An 18,987-nucleotide genomic window follows, 5' to 3' on the forward strand; every position below is an offset into this window, starting at 1 on the left:
GGCGGCTCCTTCAGGCGAGCGTGCGCGCGGCGTCGGCGACGGCGGCGCGGATGCGGACGTAGGTGCCGCAACGGCAGATGTTGCCGGCCATCGCCGCGTCGATGTTGTCGGGGGTCGGTTGCTGTCCGGCGGGCAGGGACTTGATCAAGGCGATGGCGCTCATGATCTGGCCGCTCTGGCAGTAGCCGCACTGCGCCACGTCGTGCTTGACCCAGGCTGCATGCACGGCGGCGCCGACGCGGTCGGTGCCGTCGGTCGCGGCCTCGATGGTGATGATCTTCTTGCCCTCGGCATCCGAGACTGGCGTGATGCAGGAACGGATGGCCTCGCCATCCAGATGCACCGTGCAGGCGCCGCATTGGGCGGCACCGCAGCCGAACTTGGTGCCGGTCAGCCCGATCACGTCGCGCAGCGCCCAGAGCAGGGGCATCGCAGGGTCTGCATCGATCGTGACCTCCCGGTTGTTCACGATAAGCTTCATCAATCCGCTCCTTGCGGCCTGTCGCGCAGGCCGAGTTGGTCAACTAGGCGTGCCGACATTCGGCTACGTTTGGAGCCGTCGGACAGCCACGACGGCGACGTCTCGACCGGTGCGCTACGTGCCCGCTGACAGCCTGATAAACCTAGATGCGGATTTCGATTAGTCATTATAATCTGCTTAAGCTTATGTATGTGGTGCATGAATGAAGCGAGACGATCTGTATGACCTCGCAGCCTTTGCTGCGGTCGCGGAACAGGGCAGCTTCACCCGTGCGGCGGCCGAGCTCGGCATGTCGCAGTCGGCGTTGAGCCATGCCATGAAGGCGCTGGAGGAGCGGCTCGGGGTGCGGCTGCTGTCGCGGACCACGCGTTCCGTGTCGACGACGGAAGCGGGGGAGACGCTGCTGCGTTCGCTGCGTCCCGCGCTGGACGAAATCTCCTCAGGTGTAGACGCGGTCGGCGCTCTGCGCGGCAAGCCGTCCGGCACCGTCCGCGTCACGGCGACCAAGCACGCGGTCTCGTCCGTCGTGATGCCTGTCCTGCCGCGTTTCCTTGCGTCCCATCCCGATATCCGGGTCGATATGATCGTCGATGACAATCTGATCGACATCGTCGCGGAGCGCATCGACGCCGGCATCCGTTTCGGCGACATCGTCGAGAAGGACATGATCGCCGTCCGCATCGGGCCGGACATCCGTATGGCTGTCGTCGGCGCGCCCTCCTATTTTGCCGACCATCCGGTGCCCAGGACGCCCCGCGAACTCGCCGGCCATCGCTGCATCAACTACCGGCATGTCAGGTCGGGTGGGCTTTACGCCTGGGACTTCGAGGAGAAGGGCCGGCCCCTGGAGGTTCGCGTCGAGGGACCCCTCGTGTTCAACAACGCCGATCTGATTCGAGAGGCAGCATTGGCGGGGCAGGGCATCGCCTATGTCTACGCGGATGAGGTAGCAGCGGACGTCCGCGCCGGGCGGTTGAAGCGGATTCTGGAGAAATGGTGCCCGACCTTCCCCGGCTACTACCTCTATCATCCCAGCCGGCGACAGATGCCTCCGGCGCTGGCTGCGCTGATTGGCGCGCTTCGTTACAAACCGTAAGAGCGCGACACGGACAATTCATAAGCTTGCTCGATAAGTCCATGCGAATTACGCCATCTAATCGCACGGCGGCCCATCTTCTATAACAGGCTGTGAGGGGTGACCACGCCCTGCCGGCGCGCGCGTCCGGGAAGCAACCGCGGCGCACAGGAGATCCTTCATGAAGCTGCAAGCCGCGGTCGTCGCATTGCTTGCGTTGATGGTAATACCATCGGCCCGCACGGAGGAGACTGCCATCATGACCGGATCGAAGTCTGTGCTCTCGTATGAGGATGTTCGGAAGGTTGCCCCGGCGCTGGAGGCCTACACGCAGAACCGTCTCCTCGGCGATGTCTGGAAACGGCCCGGCCTTGCGCCGCGCGACCGCAGCATCGTCATCCTGGCAGCGCTGATCGCGCGCAGTCAGACGATCGAGATGCCGTATCATTTCAATCTTGCGCTCGATAACGGCGTGAAGCCGCGCGAGATATCGGAGATGATCACGCATCTCGCCTTCTACGCCGGCTGGGCCAACGCGATGTCGGCCGTGGCCATTGCCAAGGACGTCTTCGCCGCCCGAGGCATCGGCGCCGGAGAGCTTCCGGCCGTCACGGTGAAGCCATTGCCACTCGACGAGGCTGCCGAGGCACAGCGTGCAGCGTTCGTCGAGGGCCAGTTCGGCGCATCCTTCCCAGGCGTTGTGCAATACACCACCGACGTGCTGTTTCGTGACCTGTGGCTGCGTCCGGACCTTGCGCCCAGGGACCGTAGTCTCGTCACCATCAGCGCGCTGATCGCAAACGGGCAGATGGCGCAGCTCACGCCGCACCTCAACAGGGCGATGGACAATGGTCTGACCCAGACCGAGGCTTCGGAAGCCATCACGCAACTGGCGTTCTATGTCGGCTGGCCCCACGTCTTTTCGGCGATGCCCGTCGCCAAGGATGTGTTTGCGAAGCGGCCACGTTAGCCGCGTTCGCGCGGCCATTGGCGAGGAGGCTGACTTGAGTATCTCGCAACTTCTTCTGATCGGCGCGTCCGTGCTCACGGCAGCCGTCTCCGGAGTCGCTGCCGGCGCCGGAACGCAGCCGCTCTACGTGCAGGAGGCGGAGATCGAGGTCGATCCCGCGCAGCTTGAATCCTACAAGGCTGCGGTGGCCGAGCAAATCGAGACCGCCACGCGCGTTGAGCCCGGTGTCATCGCACTCTATGCCGTATCCGAAAACGACAATCCCGCACGCGTCAGGGTGTTCGAGATCTACCGGGATCAGGATGCCTACCGGTCTCACCTGGAAACCATCCACTTCAAGACATACAAGGCAACGGTGGAGAAGATGGTCCGGTCGCTCAAGCTGATCCGAACCACGCCCATCGCTTTTGGTGCTTTGCCAAAGTGATTCAGCCCCGGTGGCGGAGCGCCTCCACCAGCAGCGCAAAGGCCGCGGAGGGCTGACGCCGGCTTGGGTAGTAGAGATGGTAGCCGGGATAGGGCGGGCACCAGTCCTCGAGCACCCACCTGAGGCGGCCCTTGCTGATATGTGGTTGCACCAGGCCCTCCGGCAGATAGGCCAGGCCCAGGCCTGCAAGCGCGGCCTGGAGCATCTGGGTCGTGGTGTTGAAGAACAATTGGCCGTCGACCCGAACCTTGAGCTCCCGCGAGCCCTTTTCGAACTCCCAGGCGTACAATCCGCCGTGGGTCGGCAGGCGCAGATTGATGCAATTGTGCTCGACCAGTTGCGACGGCTTTCTCGGCTCTGACCGGCTCCGGAAATAGGACGACGCCCCGACGACAGCCATGCGCGCGTCGGGGCCGATCCGCACCGCAATCATGTCCCTCGCGACTTGCTCGCCATCCCGCACGCCGGCATCGAAACGCTGCGCGACGATATCCGTCAGGCCGTAGTCGCTGACGATCTCGACCTTGATGTCGGGATACTCACGCAAGAGCTTCGCAAGTTTCGGCAGAAGGACAGCGCCGGTGGCATATTCGGTCGCGGTGATGCGGATCGTACCCGAGGGCCTTTCCCGAAGCTCGGTCAAGGCGGCGAGTTCGGTCTCGATCTCGGCGATGCGTGGACCCACATTGCGCAACAGGCGCTCGCCGGCGGCCGTCGGCGACACGCTGCGCGTAGTGCGCGTCAGCAGGCGTAGCTTCAGCCGGGCCTCAAGCTCCTTGATGGTGTAGCTGAGCGCGGACTGTGAAATGCCGAGTTTCGCGGCCGCTCTCGTGAAGCTGCCTTCTCGGGCGACGATCAGGAAGGCCGAGAGGTCGTCGAGATTTCCGCGCTGCATTTATCGATCCTGCTTATAAGCCCATGCCAATTATAGTGGCTAATCCGCATAGCCGCACGCGTTAGATTTGGCGCAGTCCCGCTTGAGGTAAGGCGAGCACGGCATATGGATCGATCGGATGTTCCCTTCCGGCAATGCGAGAGCAATGCGGCGAATGCACGCTGCGTGCTGACGCGACGGGGCATGCTCTCGGGCGCTGCCGGACTGGTTACGCTGGCATCGTTCCCTGCAGGCTCTGCGCGGGCTCGGGGTGAGACTAGTCCGACAACAGGAAGATTTGGAACAATGGACATCAAACGCAACGGCTCACGCCCCACTGGCAAAGGCCCCGAAGCATGGTTCAGCGGCACGGTTCGCGTCGATCCGCTCTTTCAGGTGGGTGATCCAGCACAGCTGAGCGGTGGTCAGGTGACTTTCGAACCCGGCGCACGAACCATGTGGCACACCCATCCGCTCGGCCAGACCCTGATCGTCACGACCGGCCTCGGCTGGGTGCAAAGCGAGGGGGGACCTATCGAGGAAATCCGCCCCGGCGATGTCGTCTGGTTCCCACCCGGCGAGAAGCACTGGCACGGTGCGACCGCGACGACCGCGATGACGCATATCGCCATCACGCAGTCACTCAACGGCAAGAATGTCGACTGGATGGAGAAGGTCAGCGACGAACAGTATCGCGAGTGATGTCGCAGCTGGCTGAGTGATATGACCGAAAGACCGAAAATGCAGATGCGCGAGCTCGGCGATAGCGGCCTCACGGTCTCGGCCATGGGACTCGGCTGCATGGGCCTGAATTATCATCGTGGCCCGGCGCCGGAACGGAACGAGATGATCGCGCTGGTCCGCGCGGCGGTTGAACGCGGTGTCACCTTCTTCGACACCGCCGAGGTGTACGGCCCGTTCACCAATGAGGAACTGGTCGGCGAGGCGCTGAAGCCGTTCCGGAAGGACGTCGTCATCGCCACCAAGTTTGGCCACGACCTCGATCCCGCCAGCTCTCAAACATCTGGCGGGCTCGACAGCCGTCCCGAACGCATCCGGCAGGCGGCCGAAGGTTCGTTGAAGCGATTGCGGGTCGATGCGATCGACCTGCTCTATCAGCACCGCGTCGATCCCAATGTCCCGATCGAGGACGTCGCCGGTGCGGTGAAGAATCTGATCGCCCAGGGCAAGGTCAGGCATTTCGGCCTCAGCGAGGCCGGTGCCTCGACCATCCGCCGCGCGCACGCGATCCAGCCGGTCGCAGCGATCCAGAGTGAATACTCGCTGTGGTGGCGTCAGCCCGAGGCGGACGTGTTGCCGGTTTGCGAGGAACTGGGGATCGGATTCGTCCCTTTCAGCCCCCTGGGGAGGGGATTCCTCACCGGCCAGATCGACGAGAGCACGAGCTTCGGCGGCAATGACAATCGCGCCGGCTTGCCGCGCTTTACGCCCGAGGCACGCAAGGCGAACAGGCCGGTCGTGGACCTGCTCGCCGAGATCGGCGTTCGCAAGCGTGCAACGCCGGCGCAGGTCGCGTTGGCCTGGTTGCTGGCACAGAGGCCGTGGATCGTCCCGATCCCCGGCACGACGAAGCTCGGCCGCCTCGACGAGAACATCGCCGCGACCTCGGTCGCGCTGACTCCCGACGAACTCAGGCACATCGATGCCTCGGTCGCGCGGATCACCATCACGGGCGATCGCTACTTGCAAGCGGAAGCCGCGCGTACGCAGCGCTGACAGCGCGTACGGCGACCCGATACATCGATAGGAGAGATATCCATGAACATTTCATTCGCAGGAAAGGTCGCGCTGGTGACGGGCGCGGCATCCGGGCTGGGTCTGGCCACGGCAAAAGCCTTCGCGGAAACCGGGGCATCCGTCGCGCTGGCGGACTGGAACGAGGATGCGGTGCGGGCCGCGGCAAGCGAACTGGCCACCCGAGGTCACAAGGCCATCGCGATCCGCTGCGACGTCTCCGACGACGCACAGGTCGAGGCGATGGTCGCGAAGACGGTCGCCGCCTTCGGCAGGTGTGATGCCGCCTACAACAACGCAGGTGTCCAGAACGTCCTCGCAGACACCGCCGACACCACCCGCGAGGACTACGACCGCGTCATGGGGATCAACCTTCGCGGCGAATGGAGCTGCATGAAATTTGAACTGCAATACATGCGCAGACAGGGGAGCGGCGCGATCGTCAATTGCTCGTCTCTCGGAGGACTCGTGGGCGGCGCCGAGCGCGGCATCTATCACGCCGCCAAGCATGGCGTCCTTGGCTTCACCAAGAGCGCGGCGCTCGAATACGCGGCGCGCGGCATCCGTATCAATGCCATATGCCCGGGGCTGATCTGGACGCCGATGGCCGACCAGATGGTCGCTAGCGGCCAGGGCGAAGCTCTCAAGGCCATGGAGAAGAGCGTGCCGATGGGACGGGTCGGCCGGCCCGAGGAGATCGCGAGCGCGGTGCTGTGGCTGTGCAGCGACGCCGCCAGCTACGTGACGGGCCAATCCATCTCGGTGGACGGCGGGTTCATCATGAGGTGACGAGACTACCTACGACGCCGCCCGCGATGCGTCCGCCGAAAGACGCCCTAGCAGTGACCGCGCCGTATCCGACGGCGAGAGCGAATCCACCGAGACGACGGGATCGCTGCGCATCTCGTGCTTGCCGTTCGAGGTGTGGCGCATCACCGCCGACAAGCGGCGCGCGATCATGTGCGCCGTGCGGAAGTCGGTTTCCGCGAACACGACGATGACGGAGCCGTCCTTCTGGGCCGCGCCAAAATCCATCTGCCGCATCAGCCGGCTCAGGATGCGCGCGGCATCGAGCTGGGCGCGGGAGTTGCCGGGATCGAAGGCGAAGCGCGCGACCGAGAGGCCGCCACCGCGGGCCAGTGTCTGCTCCACCGCCTTGGCAAAATCGCGGGCAAAGGCTTCCACCGTGAGCAGGCCGCTGCGCGGATCGAGCCAGCCGCCGGCATCGATCGAGCGCAGCGTGCGGCTCAGTTGCGATTCCATCGCATGCTGGCGAATCAGCGGCAGCGCGTTGGCGGCGATCTTCGCCGGCTCGCCCGGGATCAGCTCGAGATTGGGCAGGTCGTAGGTCTGCGTCAGCTGGTGTGCGGTGACGACCACGGGCAGGCTGCGGAAGCGGGTGTCCTCGGCGAGCACGGTGAGGAAGGCATCCGTCACGCGCGCGGTAAAACCTTCGGCGAGCACGACGCCGTCGAGGTCGCGGGTGTTGAGATGTTTGGCCGCGGCTTCGATCGAGAGCGCACCGATGACACCGGCGCGCTCGCCGAACGCGACGGAGAGCGCAGGGTAAGCCGCGCCGCGGCCGATCAGGAGCACGGTGGCATCGCGTGCGGGATCGGCCTCCGGCAGCGCGACCTTCACCTCAGGCAGCCGGCGCAGCACCGTGGCATGAAGCGTGCGGACGCGCAGCGCGGCGCGAAGCCGCGCGATCAGGCGGTCGGAATTGCCGCTGCGGGAGGAAAAGGGCAGGGCGTTGTGCGGGAGCGCACCCGCCGCGTCCAGCGCCACGAAGGGAAGGTAAGGCGATTGGTCCGCGATCTTCCTGGCGAGCGGCGCCAGATGCGGCTCGTGTCCGCCGGACATCGTGGCGAGGACGGCGGCCGGCTGCACCTGTTCGACCGCGCGCGCCGCGCTGGCCCAGTCGGCATCGACCACGGGAAACAGCCGGGCCTCGTCCAGCGCCGCAATGAAGGCCGGCCGCTCGACATTGGACACAAACAGGATCGGGCCGGCCTGGGACATCGAGAAACTCTGATCACGGCAATAGGTGCTGCGCAATCTAGTCCGGCCGCCTTAATGCAGCGTCAATGGATCGGTCGAAACTACGCTTAAACCGGCCCGGACCGGTCGCGAAAAGCTTCGACCATCAAGGGGTTAAGCCCGAGCTCGCTGAGCGCCTCGCGGGCGCGCGTATTGTCCTGGGCCCGGCCCGCCAGCCGGTGACCCGAGAGCCGGTCGGGCAGCGCGGTGAGCAGGGCGCCCTGGCCGAGCCGGCGCGCCCATTCCTGCAGGTCGTTGGAGAGGAATCGGTAGCCGCCGACGGCCATGATTCCGGATGGCGGCGCGGTGATGCAGATCGCGCCGCTCGGACGGTCGATCCGTGCGGCATAGCCGGTGTCGACATAGTCGCGCGGCGGCTGCGCGATCAGGGTCTCGCCGACCGGCTGCGGCGGGGCATAGGCCGCGATCGGCACCATTGCTCCGCGCAGGCCGAGCGTGCCCTTCGGCGTCAGCAGGATCTCGCCGGCGATGGAGGAGCCGGACTGCTCGCGCGGGGCGCCGTGCGGCCCGGGCATCACCGCAACAGGCATGCCGTCCTCGCCGCGACGGGCGCCGAACAGGCCGGCTTCGCCGAACAGATAGACGTCCGTGAGAGGCGCATGCGGCGCGATCCAGGCATCGCTCGCCGCCACCTGCTCCGGGGCGCGCCACAGGCCGATGACGTTGCGTAAGGTAGGCATGCGCGCCGCCAGGTCGGCATCGCCGAGCCGCAGCGCGAGTTGCGCAGGGGCGATCAGCACCTCGCATTCATGCTCGACGATCTGCTGCTCAAGCACGTCGTTCTCGAAGGGGTGATGCAGCGCCAGCGCGCCGCCGCTCAGCAGCCACACCGCGAGCGAGGAGGCGAGGCCGGCGAACGACATCGGCGTAAACGCCGCCATCACGGTCGCGCCCTGCCGGATGTCGGCTTCCAGCGACATCGCGAGCCCACCTGCGATCAGGCTGAAATGCGGCCGCGGCACCGGGCGAAAGCCTTCCGCGGTGACGTCGAAGGAGATCATCGCCGCCTTGCGGCCATCCTGGATCACGGCGCGCGCGGTGCCGGGCGGGCGAGCCAGCACGTCATCGAGCGAGGCCATGCCTTCGGGCAAATCGGCGCCGAAGCCGCAGACATGGCGGATCGAGAAGGCTTCGGCAGCCGCATGCATGGCCAGATCGGCATAGCTGACGCCGTCGACCGTGCTCATGGTGACGATGGCGCGCGCCGCGGTGCGGTTCAGAGCGGCGGTCAGTTCGGCATGACGCCAGAGCAGCGGCAGCACGGCGACGACGAGGCCGGCGCGATGGGCGGCGAGCACGGTGAGCACGAACTCGACCGTATTCGGCAACTGGATCGCAATGACGGAATTGGCCGGCAGGCCCGATTCGACGAAGTAGGCCGATAGCGCCTCGATCGCCGTGTCGGCCTCGGCATAGCTCATCCGCCGCGGCTGGTGCCCGGTCACGCGGGCCTTGTTGAGGGGGTCAAGCAGGGCAGGCGCATGCGGCTGCCGCATCAGCGTGCGCTGAAACAGCGTGTCGAGCGTCGGCGATACGGCTGGCTGGTTCACGGCGTCACTTTGCTTGATGAGCTTGCGGCTGCCCCTTCGACCACCAGGTCTCCGGCAGGTAGCCGGACAGCGCGGTGGTCCTTGGCCGTTCTATCCGATTCCAGCGCGCGATCCATTGCTCGGATACGTTAAACAGGGGGATTGTATAGAAACCGGAGATCAGTGCGCGGTCGAGCGCCCGCACCGCCGAGACGAAAGCCGTATGTTCACGGGCTTCCAGCAGCGCGGCGATCATGGCATCGACCGCGGGATCCTTGGCGCCCATGTAATTGCGGGTGCCCGGATTGTCGGCGGCGGCGCTGCCCCAGTAGAAATATTGCTCGTTGCCGGGCGACAGCGACTGGTCCCAGCGATTCTGGATCATGTCGAACTCGTAGGCGAGCCTGCGCTGGTCGAACTGCACCGGATCGACCGATCGCACGCTCGGCTCGATGCCGGCGCGCTTGAGGTCGCGCTGGAACGCGAGTGCGATGCGCTCCTGGTCGCGAGTCGTGACCAAAATCTCGAAGGTGAAGGGCGCCTTGGTCGCGCGATTGCGCAGCACGGTGCCGTCGAGATCGTAGCCGGCCTCGGACAACAGTTTCAGGGCTGCGCGCAGCGTGGTCCGGTCGCGGCCCGAGCCGTCGGTCACCGGCAGGCGGTAGCCGCCGTCCATGATCTCGGCTGGAATCTGCGCGGCGAACGGTTTGAGCAGCTCGCGCTCGCGCGCATCCGCAGGCCGGCCATAGGACGACAGGTCCGAGCCGGCGAAATAGCCGGGGACGCGCGCGTAGAGGCTGAAGAAGTAGTTGCGGTTGATCAGCTCGAAATCGAACAGCAGCGTCAAGGCCTGGCGCACACGGATGTCGGCGAAGATCGGACGGCGGGTGTTGAACACCAGAAACTCGGAAGGCTGCGGCAACCCGGGCGTGATGGTGTCGCGGATCACCTCGCCGCTTCTGGCCGCCGGAAAATCATAGCCGTCGTGCCAGCGCAGCGGCTCCTGCTCGATGCGGAAATCGTAGAGGCCGCGCTTGAAGGCTTCGAACTGGCCGTTGGCCTCGCGAAAATAGTCGAGCCTGATCTCGTCGAAATTGTACAGCCCGCGATTGATCGGCAAATCGCGGCCCCAATAATCGGGATTGCGGGTGAGCGTCACGCTGGCGCCGGGTTTCACTGCCGTGACGCGATAGGGGCCGGAGCCGACCGGGCCTGTCAGCGTCGTCTCCTCGAAAGCCGCGACGTCGACCGCATGCTTCGGCAGGATCGGCATCAGGCCGAGGATCAGTGGCAGTTCGCGGTCATTGGCTCCGGTCAGGTCGAAACGGACGGTGAGAGGATCTGGCGCGTCGGCTCTGGCGACCTTGGCATAGTATTGCCGGTGGTTGGGGCGGCCGTGGTCGCGCAGCAGCTGCCAGGAGAACAGCACGTCCTCCGCGCGCAGCGGCTCGCCGTCGGAGAAGCGGGCGCGGGGATCGATGTGGAACGTGACAAAACTCCGCTCGTCGTCGGTTTCGACCGATCTTGCGAGCAAGCCATAGAGCGTGAACGGCTCGTCATTGCCGCGTGCGAGCAGGCTCTCGACCACGTAGTTCCGCATCTGCTGTACGGCCAGCCCCCTGACGATGAAGGGATTGAGACTGTCGAAGGTACCGAGAATACCCCAGGTCAGCCGGCCGCCCTTGGGCGCATCAGGATTGACGTAGGGCATGTGGGTGAAATCGGCAGGCATCGCCGGCTTGCCGTGCATCGCGATGGCATGGAGTTCCTCGGCTCGCGCGCCACCAGCCGGGAGCGCGGAGGCCAGGGTCAAGGTGAGGGCCAAGACGAAAGCCGAGACGAAGGCCGAGACGAAGGCGCAAAAGCGGACGCCGAGGCCCTCAAGAAGCCAACCGAGCGGGCGCTGGAACATGAACATCGGCACACGCTGATTCGAGGACCGCCGGGCCTGAATCCTATCACAGGGAATTTGATGGGACGCTGGCGCCAGGGCGCTCAAAGACGCTTGTCGGCATTGATCTTTTCGTCGGCCACGTTAAGAAGGCGGGCAATCGCGCAAGAGCGCCGAGCCGTCACTTATCCGCCTCAATTGACGGGGAGAGAGCCGCGCCCAAGGCGGCCAGGTTCGGCGCTTCGGAGCGGTTCGGGCACTTCCCGTTCAGAAAGGGTTTTCCGCAATGAATTTCCGTTACTTGGCCGCGTCCGTACGGCTGCGCGGGCGACTTCTCGCCTTGTTGACGGCCACGGCGTTGGCCGTTCCGTTTGCCGCCGAGGCCCAGGCGCCGGCCCCAGGCGCACCCAAGGCGGCTCCGAAGGCCGCTCCGAAGGCCGCCCCCAAGGCTCCGGCACCGGCCGCTCAGGCGCCTGCCCAGCCGGCTCCCGCGCAGGGCGCTCCGGCGCAGCAGGGCGCGGCCCAGCCAGCGGATCAGCAGATCCAGCTGATCTACGCCCCCTGGACCAAGTTCTGCCTCAAGGGCCAGGACGCCAATGCCAAGCAGGTGTGCTTCACCGGCAAGGACGGCCGCATCGAGTCGGGCCAGCCGGTCATTGCCGCCGTGATCATCGAGCCGGAAGGCGAGCCGAAGAAGATCCTGCGCGTGACGCTGCCGCTCGGTATGCAGCTCGTGCACGGCACCCGCATCATCGTGGACAGCAATCCGCCGTTGCAGAGCCCGTACGTGATCTGCTTCCAGAACGGCTGCATGTCGGACTACGAGGCCACGCCCGAGCTCATCAACAACATGAAGAAGGGCCAGAATCTCGTTGTCCAGGCGATCAACGCCAACGGCGCGCCGCTGACTCTTCCGCTGCCGCTCGCCGGCGAGTTCCAGAAGGCCTATGACGGTCCCCCGACCGATCCGAAGGTGTTCGAGGAAACCCAGAAGAAGCTCCAGGAAGAGCTTCAGAAGAAGGCTGACGAGCAGCGCAAGAAGCTCGAGCAGCAGGGCGCGGCTCCCGGCACACCGCCGGCGGCTCAGAAGTAATCGGGACTCAACGTCCGGACATGAAAAAGGCGCTCGATCGAGCGCCTTTTTTGCTGCCCCGCCTGTCGAGGGCGACGCTTAGTTCAGCGACGGATTTCGCGGACGGTAGCCGCCAGTCTTGTCCTTGATGAAGATCTCGGCGACTTGGGAGTGCCGGATCGGCTCGCCGGACTCGTCGGGCAACAGGTTCTGTTCGGAGACGTAGGCGACGTATTCCGACTCAGCGTTCTCCGCGAGCAGGTGGTAGAACGGCTGGTCCTTGTGGGGCCGCACCTCCTCGGGGATCGACAGCCACCACTCCTCGGTGTTGTTGAATTCCGGATCAATGTCGAAGATTACGCCCCGGAACGAGAAGATCCGGTGGCGCACGACCTGTCCGATCTGGAATTTGGCGGTCCGCGCTTTAATCATTCCCCGTCGATAGACCAGGATTGTGGCCGATGCTAGTGCCCTGATCTGGAATTAACCCGCGGTTGCGGGGCGGATAGGCACCAAGTCTTCAGAAAACACTTCATCAATGGTCGATATCCTCAATCTAGCTCTACCCTATTTCGGCTTGATCTTCGTTGGATTCGCCTGCGGCAAGGTCAAATCCCTGCCAGAATCGGGTCTCGCCTGGATGAACTTCTTCTTGCTCTATGTGTCGCTGCCGGCGCTGCTGTTTGCGATCATGTCCAAGACGCCGTTTGCGGAATTGAACAATCCGCCGTTCCTGGTCGCGACCACGCTGTCGACGGTCGCGGCATTCACCCTGGCGCTCGTCCTGGGGAAAGCTATCGGCGGGCTGACGCTGCGCGAGGCGACGCTTGCCGGGCTTTCCGGCGGCTACGGCAATATCGGCTATATGGGGCCGGGACTGGCGCTCGCCGTGCTCGGGACGAAGGCCTCGGCGCCGACCGCGCTGATCTTCTGCTGCGACAGCATCTTCCTGTTCACGATCGTGCCGCTCTTGATCGAGCTGTCCGACCGTGATCACCCCTCGATCGTGCACGCCTTCGGCGTCGTGCTCAAGCAGATCGTGCTCAACCCGTTGATCATGTCGGCCTGCTTCGGCGCGGCGGTGGCCGCGCTCCACATCGAGCTGCCGGTGGCGCTCGACCGCACCATCACCTTCCTTCAGAACGCGGCCGCTCCGACCGCGCTGTTCGTGCTCGGCGTGACGGTGGCGCTTCGCCCGTTCGACCGCGTGCCCTGGGAAGTGCCCGGCGTGATCGCGGTCAAGCTGTTGATCCACCCGCTCGCGGCGTTCGGCCTGATGCTGGCGTTCGGTCCGTTCGCGCAGCCCTGGGCCGCAACCGCGGTGCTGATGGCCTCGCTGCCGCCGGCGCTCAACGTGTTCGTGATCGCCCGGCAGAACGACGCCTGGATCGAGTCCGCCTCCGTTGCGGTGCTGCTCGGGACCTTTGCGTCCGTGGTCACGCTGACGAGCGTGATGTGGGCGATACAGACCGGCCGGCTGGCGTTTCCGTAAAACGCTAACTTCGCCAGATTACCTGCGCCACGTCGGCGTCAGGCCCTCGCGCATCGCAAAGCGCCGGAGCGGGCCGATGGCGCCGAGCAGGTGCATGCCAATGGCGCGGACCGGCTGCAGCGGCAGGAAATCGTTGAGCAGGGAGCGATTGGCGATGTCGATCGCGAACGTCCGGCTCAGGATGTCCGGACGCCGCGCCCGGTCGTAGCGCTTGAGCACGTCGGGGTCGCCGGGATCCTGGCCCGACGCGATGGCTTCACCCGCGAGCTTGGCAATGTCGGCGGCATCGCGCAGGCCGAGATTGAGGCCCTGGGCGCCGATCGGGGGAAGCACATGGGCGGCTTCGCCGACCAGCGCGATCCGGTCGCGGCCGAAGGATTTCGGCCGCTCGATCGCCAGCGGGAACAGGTTGCGTCCGGGCTCGACCGTCATGCGTCCAAGGATCGACTGCGACTGCTTCTCGATCGCGGCGGAGAGTTCCGCGTCGCTCAAGCCGCGTAGCCGCTCGGCGTCCGCGGGCGCCGCGACCCAGACGATGCTGGAACGGTTGCCGGGCAGTGGCACGAACACGCAGGGCCCGTGCGGCGTGTGGAACTCGGTCGAGACGTTGCGATGCGGGCGCGCGTGGCCGACGTTGAAGGTCAGCGCGGTCTGCGACAACTCACGCCGGGTTACTTCGATGCCGGCGGCTTCGCGGCACAGCGAATGCCGGCCGTCGGCACCAACCACGAGGCGGGCCGCGATGAATTGCGCGGAGGCCGTCCGGATCGCAACGTCGTCGGCCGCGACGACGATGCTCTCGGCCTCGTCGTCGAAACGGACGAGGTTGGAGAACTCACCCGCGCGCTCTTCCAGCGCCAGCATCAGCGAACGATTGTCGATGTTGTAGCCGAAGGCGTCGAGCGCGATCTCGTGACAGGAGAAGCGGACCTCCGGGGCGCGGAACAGCCGCCCGGTGTTGTCGACGAGCCGCATGATTTCGAGCGCCGCCGCCTTGTCCTTGCAGCGCGGCCAGACGTCGAGGCTCTCTAGCAGATCGACGGAGGCACCTAACAGCGCGGTCGTGCGATTGTCGGCATAGGGCACGCGCCGCGCCACCAGCGCGGTTCGTGCACCCGCCTGCGCCAGCGCGATGGCCGCCGCAAGGCCCGCCGGTCCGCCGCCGATCACGGCCGCGTCATGGAGTGTCGATGCATCTGTCATGGAACGACATTGGACACGCCCCGCGACAAATTCAAGCCCACCTGTTTTTCCCTGATTTTATGGCGAATTGTGCGACCGAGCGCCGCAATGGCGGATGTGCAAACCGGTGTCATTCTGATAGCAGAAGCCATGGAGACCCAGCAGGATTCCCTGAAGCCCAGACCCGCGATCCGCGCCGCGGCCTTCTCGGTGCACATCTTCACCGCCTTCGGCGCGGCGATCGCGCTGCTGGCGATGCTGGAGGCGGTGCGCGAGCATTGGGCGGCGATGTTCGGATGGCTGGGTGTCGCCCTCGTCATCGACGCGATCGACGGGCCGATCGCGCGCCGGCTCAACGTCAAGGACGTGCAGCCGAACTGGTCGGGCGACGTGCTCGATCTCGTGGTCGATTTCGTCACCTATGTTTTCGTGCCGGCCTATGCGATCGTCGCCAGCGGCCTGCTGCTGCCGGTTGCCGCGCCCTTGCTCGGCGTCGCCATCATCGTCACCAGCGCACTATATTTCGCCGATCTGCGCATGAAGGCGGATGACAATCATTTTCGCGGTTTTCCGGCGCTGTGGAATGCGGCGGCGTTCTATCTGTTCCTGCTGCACTGGCCGCCGCTGGTCTCGACGCTGCTGGTCGCAAGCCTGGTGGTGCTGACCTTCGTGCCGTTCCACGTGCTGCATCCCGTCCGCGTCGTGCGGCTGCGCTGGCTGACGATGTCGCTGATCGCGGTCTGGGCGGTGCTCGGCCTCTATACGCTGAAGATGGATTTCCGCGTCGGCGCCGGCGTGACCATCGCGCTCTGCGCGATCGCGCTCTGGATCAGCTTCAGCGACGCAATGATAAGGCTGACAAGATCCTTCGCATGATGCACCTGTTGACCAGTCCCGAAGCCTGGGCCGCGCTGCTCACCCTGACGGCGCTCGAGATCGTGCTCGGGATCGACAACGTCATCTTCCTGTCGGTCATCGTCTCGCGCATCCCCGAGAAGCAGGCCAACCGCGCCCGCCAGATCGGGCTCGCGCTGGCTCTCATCTTCCGCATCATGCTGCTCAGCGTGCTGGTCTGGCTGATCGGCCTCACCGCGCCGGTGTTCTCTTTCTCGGTTTACGACTTCTCCTGGCGCGACCTCATCCTGATCGGCGGCGGCCTGTTCCTGATCGCGAAGGCCACGCACGAGATCCACGCCGAGGTCGAGGCCGATGACGGCGAGGGCGATGAGAAATCCGGCGGCAGCGCCTTCTTCTGGGTGATCGTCCAGATCATCATCATCGACATCGTGTTCTCGCTGGACTCGATCATCACCGCCATCGGCATGGCGCAGGACATCGAGATCATGATCGCGGCCGTCGTGATCGCCTGCCTGATCATGTACATTTCGTCCGGGCCGGTGTCGCGATTCGTCGCCGAGCATCCGACCACCAAGATGCTGGCGCTTGCGTTCCTGGTGCTGATCGGCGTCGCGCTGGTCGCGGACGGATTCCAATTCCACATTCCGCGCGGCTACATCTATTTCGCAATTGCGTTCTCGGCAGCGGTCGAATTCTTCAACGTGCTGGCCAAGCGCAACCGCAGAAAATCGGCCAAGCCGCCCGTTTAACCGTTCCAGTTTGCGTCGAGTTGACAAGGCGGGCGCGATGTCTTTCGCTGAGCTTTGAGAAGAGGAGGTCAGGTAATGACCAAAGCCGTCCGTGTCCACAAGGTCGGAGGCCCCGAGGCCCTGGTCTATGAGAGCGTCGAGGTGCCGGCGCCCGGGCCCGGCGAGGTGCGCATCCGCCAGCATGCGGTCGGCCTGAACTTCATCGACGTCTATTACCGCACCGGCCTCTACAAGGCGCCGGAACTGCCGTTCATCGCCGGCAACGAGGCCTCGGGCGAGGTCGCCGCGGTCGGGCCGGGCGTGACCAATTTCCATCCCGGCGACCGCGTCGCCTATTACCACAATCTCGGCGCCTATACCGGCGAGCGCAACATCCCCTGGGAGAAGCTGGTCAAGCTGCCCGACCACATCACCTACGAGCAGGGCGCCGTGCTGATGCTGAAGGGGCTGACGGTCTGGTATCTCCTGCACAAGACCTTCAAGGTCGAGCCGCATCACCGCGTGCTGATCCATGCCGCGGCCGGCGGCATCGGCCTGTTGGCCTGCCAATGGGCGAGGGCGCTCGGGGCACACGTCATCGGCACCGTCGGCTCGCGCGAGAAGGCCGAGCTTGCCGAAGCCAATGGCTGCGACCACGTCATCCTGTACAATGAGGAAGACTTCGTCGCGCGCGTCAAACAGATCAGCCGTAACGAGGGCTGCGACGTCGTCTATGACGGCGTCGGCAAGGCGACCTTCCCGGGCTCGTTGTCGTGCCTGAAGCCGCGCGGCATGTTCGTTTCTTTCGGTAACGCGTCAGGTCCGGTGCCGCCGTTCTCGATTGCCGAGCTCAATAATCACGGCTCGCTGTTTGCGACGCGGCCGAAGCTCAACGACTACGTCGGCACCCGCAAGGAACTGCTGGAAGGCGCCGACACGCTGTTCGCCGCCGTCATCAACGGCAAGCTGCACGTGCCGATCAACCACGCCTACGCGCTGAAGGATGCCGCGAAGGCGCATATCGATCTCGAAAGCCGCAAGACCACCGGCGCGTCGATCTTGAAGCCGTAGTTTCCTTCGTCATTGCGAGCGAAGCGAAGCAATCCAGGTCTGTATCCGCAGAAGGCAGTCTGGGTTGCTTCGTCGCATCGGCGCAAAATTGCTTCGCAATTTTGTCGCGAGCTCCTCGCAATGACGAGACCTACGCCACCCGCCGTGCCGCGCCAGCCTTGGTCAAGATCACATCGAGACAATCGATCATCTCGGTGATTTCTCCCTTCGTGACGTTCAGCGCCGGCATGAAGCGCAGCGCGTCGACCTGCGGCGCGTTGAGGAGCACGCCGGCCTCGAACGCCTGCGCGACGATCCCGGGCGCGATCGGCAGCTTGAGGTCGAGCGCGAGCAGAAGCCCACGGCCGCGCACGCCGCCAAGGCCATGCCGGGCCGAGACCTTCTGCAGCTCGCTTTCGAGCAGCAGCCCGGTTTCGGTCACCGACTTCAGGAAGTCGGGCTTGCTGACCTCGTCCAGCACCGCGAGTCCCGCCGCGCACATGATCGGGTTGCCGTTGAAGGTGCCGCCCTGGTCGCCGTGCTCGAAACAGGAGGCGCGTTCGGTCGCGAGCAGGGCGGCGAGCGGCACGCCGCCGCCGATGCCCTTGCCGAGCGTCATGATGTCGGGCGCGATTCCGGCGTGCTCGTAGTGGAAGAGCTTTCCGGTCCGGCCCATGCCGGTCTGGATCTCGTCGAAGATCAGCAGCAAGCCGCGCGCTTCGGTGAGCGCGCGCAGCTCCTGCAGGAACTGATCGGTCGCAGGCCACACGCCTGATTCACCCTGGATCGGCTCCAGCATCACCGCGACGGTATTGTCGTTGATCAGCTTCTCGACCGAGACGATATCGTTGAGCCTGGCCTTCTTGAAGCCCGCGACTTTCGGCTCGAACAGCGGCTCGAATGCCTTCTTGCCCGAGGCCGACATCGTCGCCAGCGTGCGGCCGTGGAATCCGCCCTCGAAGCTGATGATCTCGAAGGCGCCGCCCTTGTGCAGGCTGCCATATTTGCGCGCGAGCTTGATCGCGCCCTCATTGGCCTCCGCGCCCGAGTTGGCAAAGAACACCTGGTCGAACGCGCTGTTTGTAACCAGTGCCTCGGCGAGCTTCAGGCTCGGCTCGTTGTAGAAGGCCGGGCTCGGCGTCAGCAGCCGCTTGGACTGCGCGGTGAGCGCATCGGCGATGGCCGGCGGCGAGTGGCCGAGACAGTTGACGGCCCAGCCCTGCACGAAATCGAGATAGCGCTTGCGGCTGTCGTCCCAGAGGTAGGAGCCGGCGCCGCGGACGAACACGGCCTTGGGCCGTGCGGTGATGTCCATCAGCGCGTCATACGGATGGGTGGCGTCGGTCATGTCGAACTCCTCTGGAGGCGGGTGGAATCGGGGTGCAAAAAGCAAAAAGGCCGCACCTTGCGGGTGCGGCCTTCTCGAAAACTCAAGCTGAATTCAGTGGTTCAGCGGCGTCGTCGGACATGGCGCACCCTCTCATCGTCGCGGGAGCGACGACGGAGCATTTCGGTGCGCTGATGGGTCCGAGCGTTGATCAT

Annotated in this window: 19 protein-coding genes; 11 read left to right on the forward strand and 8 right to left on the reverse strand. The window is 65.1% G+C overall.

What is annotated here, in order from left to right; all coding sequences use genetic code 11:
- Positions 1-10: 10 nt before the first annotated feature.
- A complete protein-coding gene (locus NR187_RS12920; RefSeq protein WP_211386401.1) occupies positions 11-481 on the reverse strand; it encodes a (2Fe-2S)-binding protein in 471 nt (156 codons plus the stop codon).
- Positions 482-683: 202 nt separating this feature from the next.
- Here NR187_RS12920 and NR187_RS12925 point away from each other — a divergent pair, with 202 nt between their 5' ends.
- The 3 genes from NR187_RS12925 to NR187_RS12935 all read left to right on the forward strand — a co-directional run bounded on the left by NR187_RS12925 (position 684) and on the right by NR187_RS12935 (position 2,953).
- Positions 684-1,577 (forward strand): LysR family transcriptional regulator, encoded by an 894-nt coding sequence (locus tag NR187_RS12925; RefSeq protein WP_256806635.1) that lies wholly within the window; start codon positions 684-686, stop codon positions 1,575-1,577.
- 160 nt (positions 1,578-1,737) lie between these two features.
- On the forward strand, positions 1,738-2,526 hold the full coding sequence (locus tag NR187_RS12930) for a carboxymuconolactone decarboxylase family protein (protein WP_256806636.1): 789 nt from the start codon (positions 1,738-1,740) through the stop codon (positions 2,524-2,526).
- Positions 2,527-2,560: 34 nt separating this feature from the next.
- Positions 2,561-2,953, forward strand: a complete 393-nt coding sequence (locus NR187_RS12935) for a putative quinol monooxygenase (RefSeq protein ID WP_211386404.1) — start codon at positions 2,561-2,563, stop codon at positions 2,951-2,953.
- 1 nt (position 2,954) lies between these two features.
- Here the strand turns inward: NR187_RS12935 and NR187_RS12940 are convergent, their stop codons facing one another.
- Positions 2,955-3,848, reverse strand: a complete 894-nt coding sequence (locus tag NR187_RS12940) for a LysR family transcriptional regulator (RefSeq protein WP_256806638.1) — start codon at positions 3,846-3,848, stop codon at positions 2,955-2,957.
- Between the two features lie 285 nt (positions 3,849-4,133).
- Between NR187_RS12940 and NR187_RS12945 the strand changes: the two genes are divergently transcribed.
- From NR187_RS12945 to NR187_RS12955, 3 genes are read left to right on the forward strand one after another with little or no spacing between them, the layout of a single operon-like run.
- Positions 4,134-4,529, forward strand: a complete 396-nt coding sequence (locus tag NR187_RS12945; RefSeq protein ID WP_256806639.1) for a cupin domain-containing protein — start codon at positions 4,134-4,136, stop codon at positions 4,527-4,529.
- 39 nt (positions 4,530-4,568) lie between these two features.
- Positions 4,569-5,564 carry an aldo/keto reductase gene (locus NR187_RS12950; protein ID WP_256806914.1) on the forward strand — a complete coding sequence of 332 codons (996 nt, stop codon included), beginning with the start codon at positions 4,569-4,571 and terminating at the stop codon, positions 5,562-5,564.
- Between the two features lie 42 nt (positions 5,565-5,606).
- Positions 5,607-6,371, forward strand: coding sequence for an SDR family NAD(P)-dependent oxidoreductase (locus NR187_RS12955; protein ID WP_256806640.1), 765 nt, complete (start codon positions 5,607-5,609; stop codon positions 6,369-6,371).
- A gap of 9 nt (positions 6,372-6,380) precedes the next feature.
- Here the strand turns inward: NR187_RS12955 and NR187_RS12960 are convergent, their stop codons facing one another.
- The 3 genes from NR187_RS12960 to NR187_RS12970 all read right to left on the reverse strand — a co-directional run bounded on the left by NR187_RS12960 (position 6,381) and on the right by NR187_RS12970 (position 11,090).
- Entirely contained in the window at positions 6,381-7,604 is a 1,224-nt protein-coding gene (locus NR187_RS12960) for a GGDEF domain-containing protein (RefSeq protein ID WP_211386407.1), read from the reverse strand.
- A gap of 86 nt (positions 7,605-7,690) precedes the next feature.
- Entirely contained in the window at positions 7,691-9,193 is a 1,503-nt protein-coding gene (locus NR187_RS12965; protein ID WP_256806641.1) for a class I adenylate-forming enzyme family protein, read from the reverse strand.
- Positions 9,194-9,197: 4 nt separating this feature from the next.
- Entirely contained in the window at positions 9,198-11,090 is a 1,893-nt protein-coding gene (locus tag NR187_RS12970; RefSeq protein ID WP_256806915.1) for an extracellular solute-binding protein, read from the reverse strand.
- Between the two features lie 259 nt (positions 11,091-11,349).
- On the opposite strand from NR187_RS12970, the gene NR187_RS12975 reads away from it, so the two are divergent.
- Positions 11,350-12,156 (forward strand): invasion associated locus B family protein, encoded by an 807-nt coding sequence (locus NR187_RS12975; protein ID WP_211386409.1) that lies wholly within the window; start codon positions 11,350-11,352, stop codon positions 12,154-12,156.
- A 78-nt stretch (positions 12,157-12,234) separates the two neighbouring features.
- On the opposite strand, the gene hspQ is transcribed toward NR187_RS12975, so the two are convergent.
- Positions 12,235-12,567: a heat shock protein HspQ gene (hspQ, locus tag NR187_RS12980; RefSeq protein ID WP_092028580.1), complete on the reverse strand. Its 333-nt coding sequence runs from the start codon at positions 12,565-12,567 to the stop codon at positions 12,235-12,237.
- A 106-nt stretch (positions 12,568-12,673) separates the two neighbouring features.
- Here hspQ and NR187_RS12985 point away from each other — a divergent pair, with 106 nt between their 5' ends.
- Positions 12,674-13,627, forward strand: a complete 954-nt coding sequence (locus NR187_RS12985) for an AEC family transporter (protein ID WP_211386410.1) — start codon at positions 12,674-12,676, stop codon at positions 13,625-13,627.
- Positions 13,628-13,645: 18 nt separating this feature from the next.
- On the opposite strand, the gene NR187_RS12990 is transcribed toward NR187_RS12985, so the two are convergent.
- On the reverse strand, positions 13,646-14,830 hold the full coding sequence (locus tag NR187_RS12990) for a UbiH/UbiF family hydroxylase (RefSeq protein ID WP_211386411.1): 1,185 nt from the start codon (positions 14,828-14,830) through the stop codon (positions 13,646-13,648).
- Between the two features lie 87 nt (positions 14,831-14,917).
- Here NR187_RS12990 and pcsA point away from each other — a divergent pair, with 87 nt between their 5' ends.
- From pcsA to NR187_RS13005, 3 genes are all read left to right on the forward strand, one after another.
- Positions 14,918-15,685, forward strand: coding sequence for a phosphatidylcholine synthase (gene pcsA, locus NR187_RS12995; RefSeq protein ID WP_211386412.1), 768 nt, complete (start codon positions 14,918-14,920; stop codon positions 15,683-15,685).
- Entirely contained in the window at positions 15,682-16,416 is a 735-nt protein-coding gene (locus NR187_RS13000; RefSeq protein WP_211386413.1) for a TerC family protein, read from the forward strand. The genes pcsA and NR187_RS13000 overlap by 4 nt, the downstream gene beginning before the upstream one ends.
- A 75-nt stretch (positions 16,417-16,491) precedes the next feature.
- Entirely contained in the window at positions 16,492-17,466 is a 975-nt protein-coding gene (locus NR187_RS13005) for a quinone oxidoreductase (protein WP_211386414.1), read from the forward strand.
- Positions 17,467-17,596: 130 nt separating this feature from the next.
- Here NR187_RS13005 and NR187_RS13010 read toward each other — a convergent pair whose 3' ends face one another.
- Positions 17,597-18,793: an acetylornithine transaminase gene (locus NR187_RS13010; RefSeq protein WP_256806642.1), complete on the reverse strand. Its 1,197-nt coding sequence runs from the start codon at positions 18,791-18,793 to the stop codon at positions 17,597-17,599.
- Between the last annotated feature and the right edge of the window lie 194 nt (positions 18,794-18,987).

It is taken from the genome of Bradyrhizobium sp. Bra64 (assembly GCF_024519875.1).
GTDB classification, from domain to species: Bacteria; Pseudomonadota; Alphaproteobacteria; order Rhizobiales; family Xanthobacteraceae; genus Bradyrhizobium; species Bradyrhizobium japonicum_G.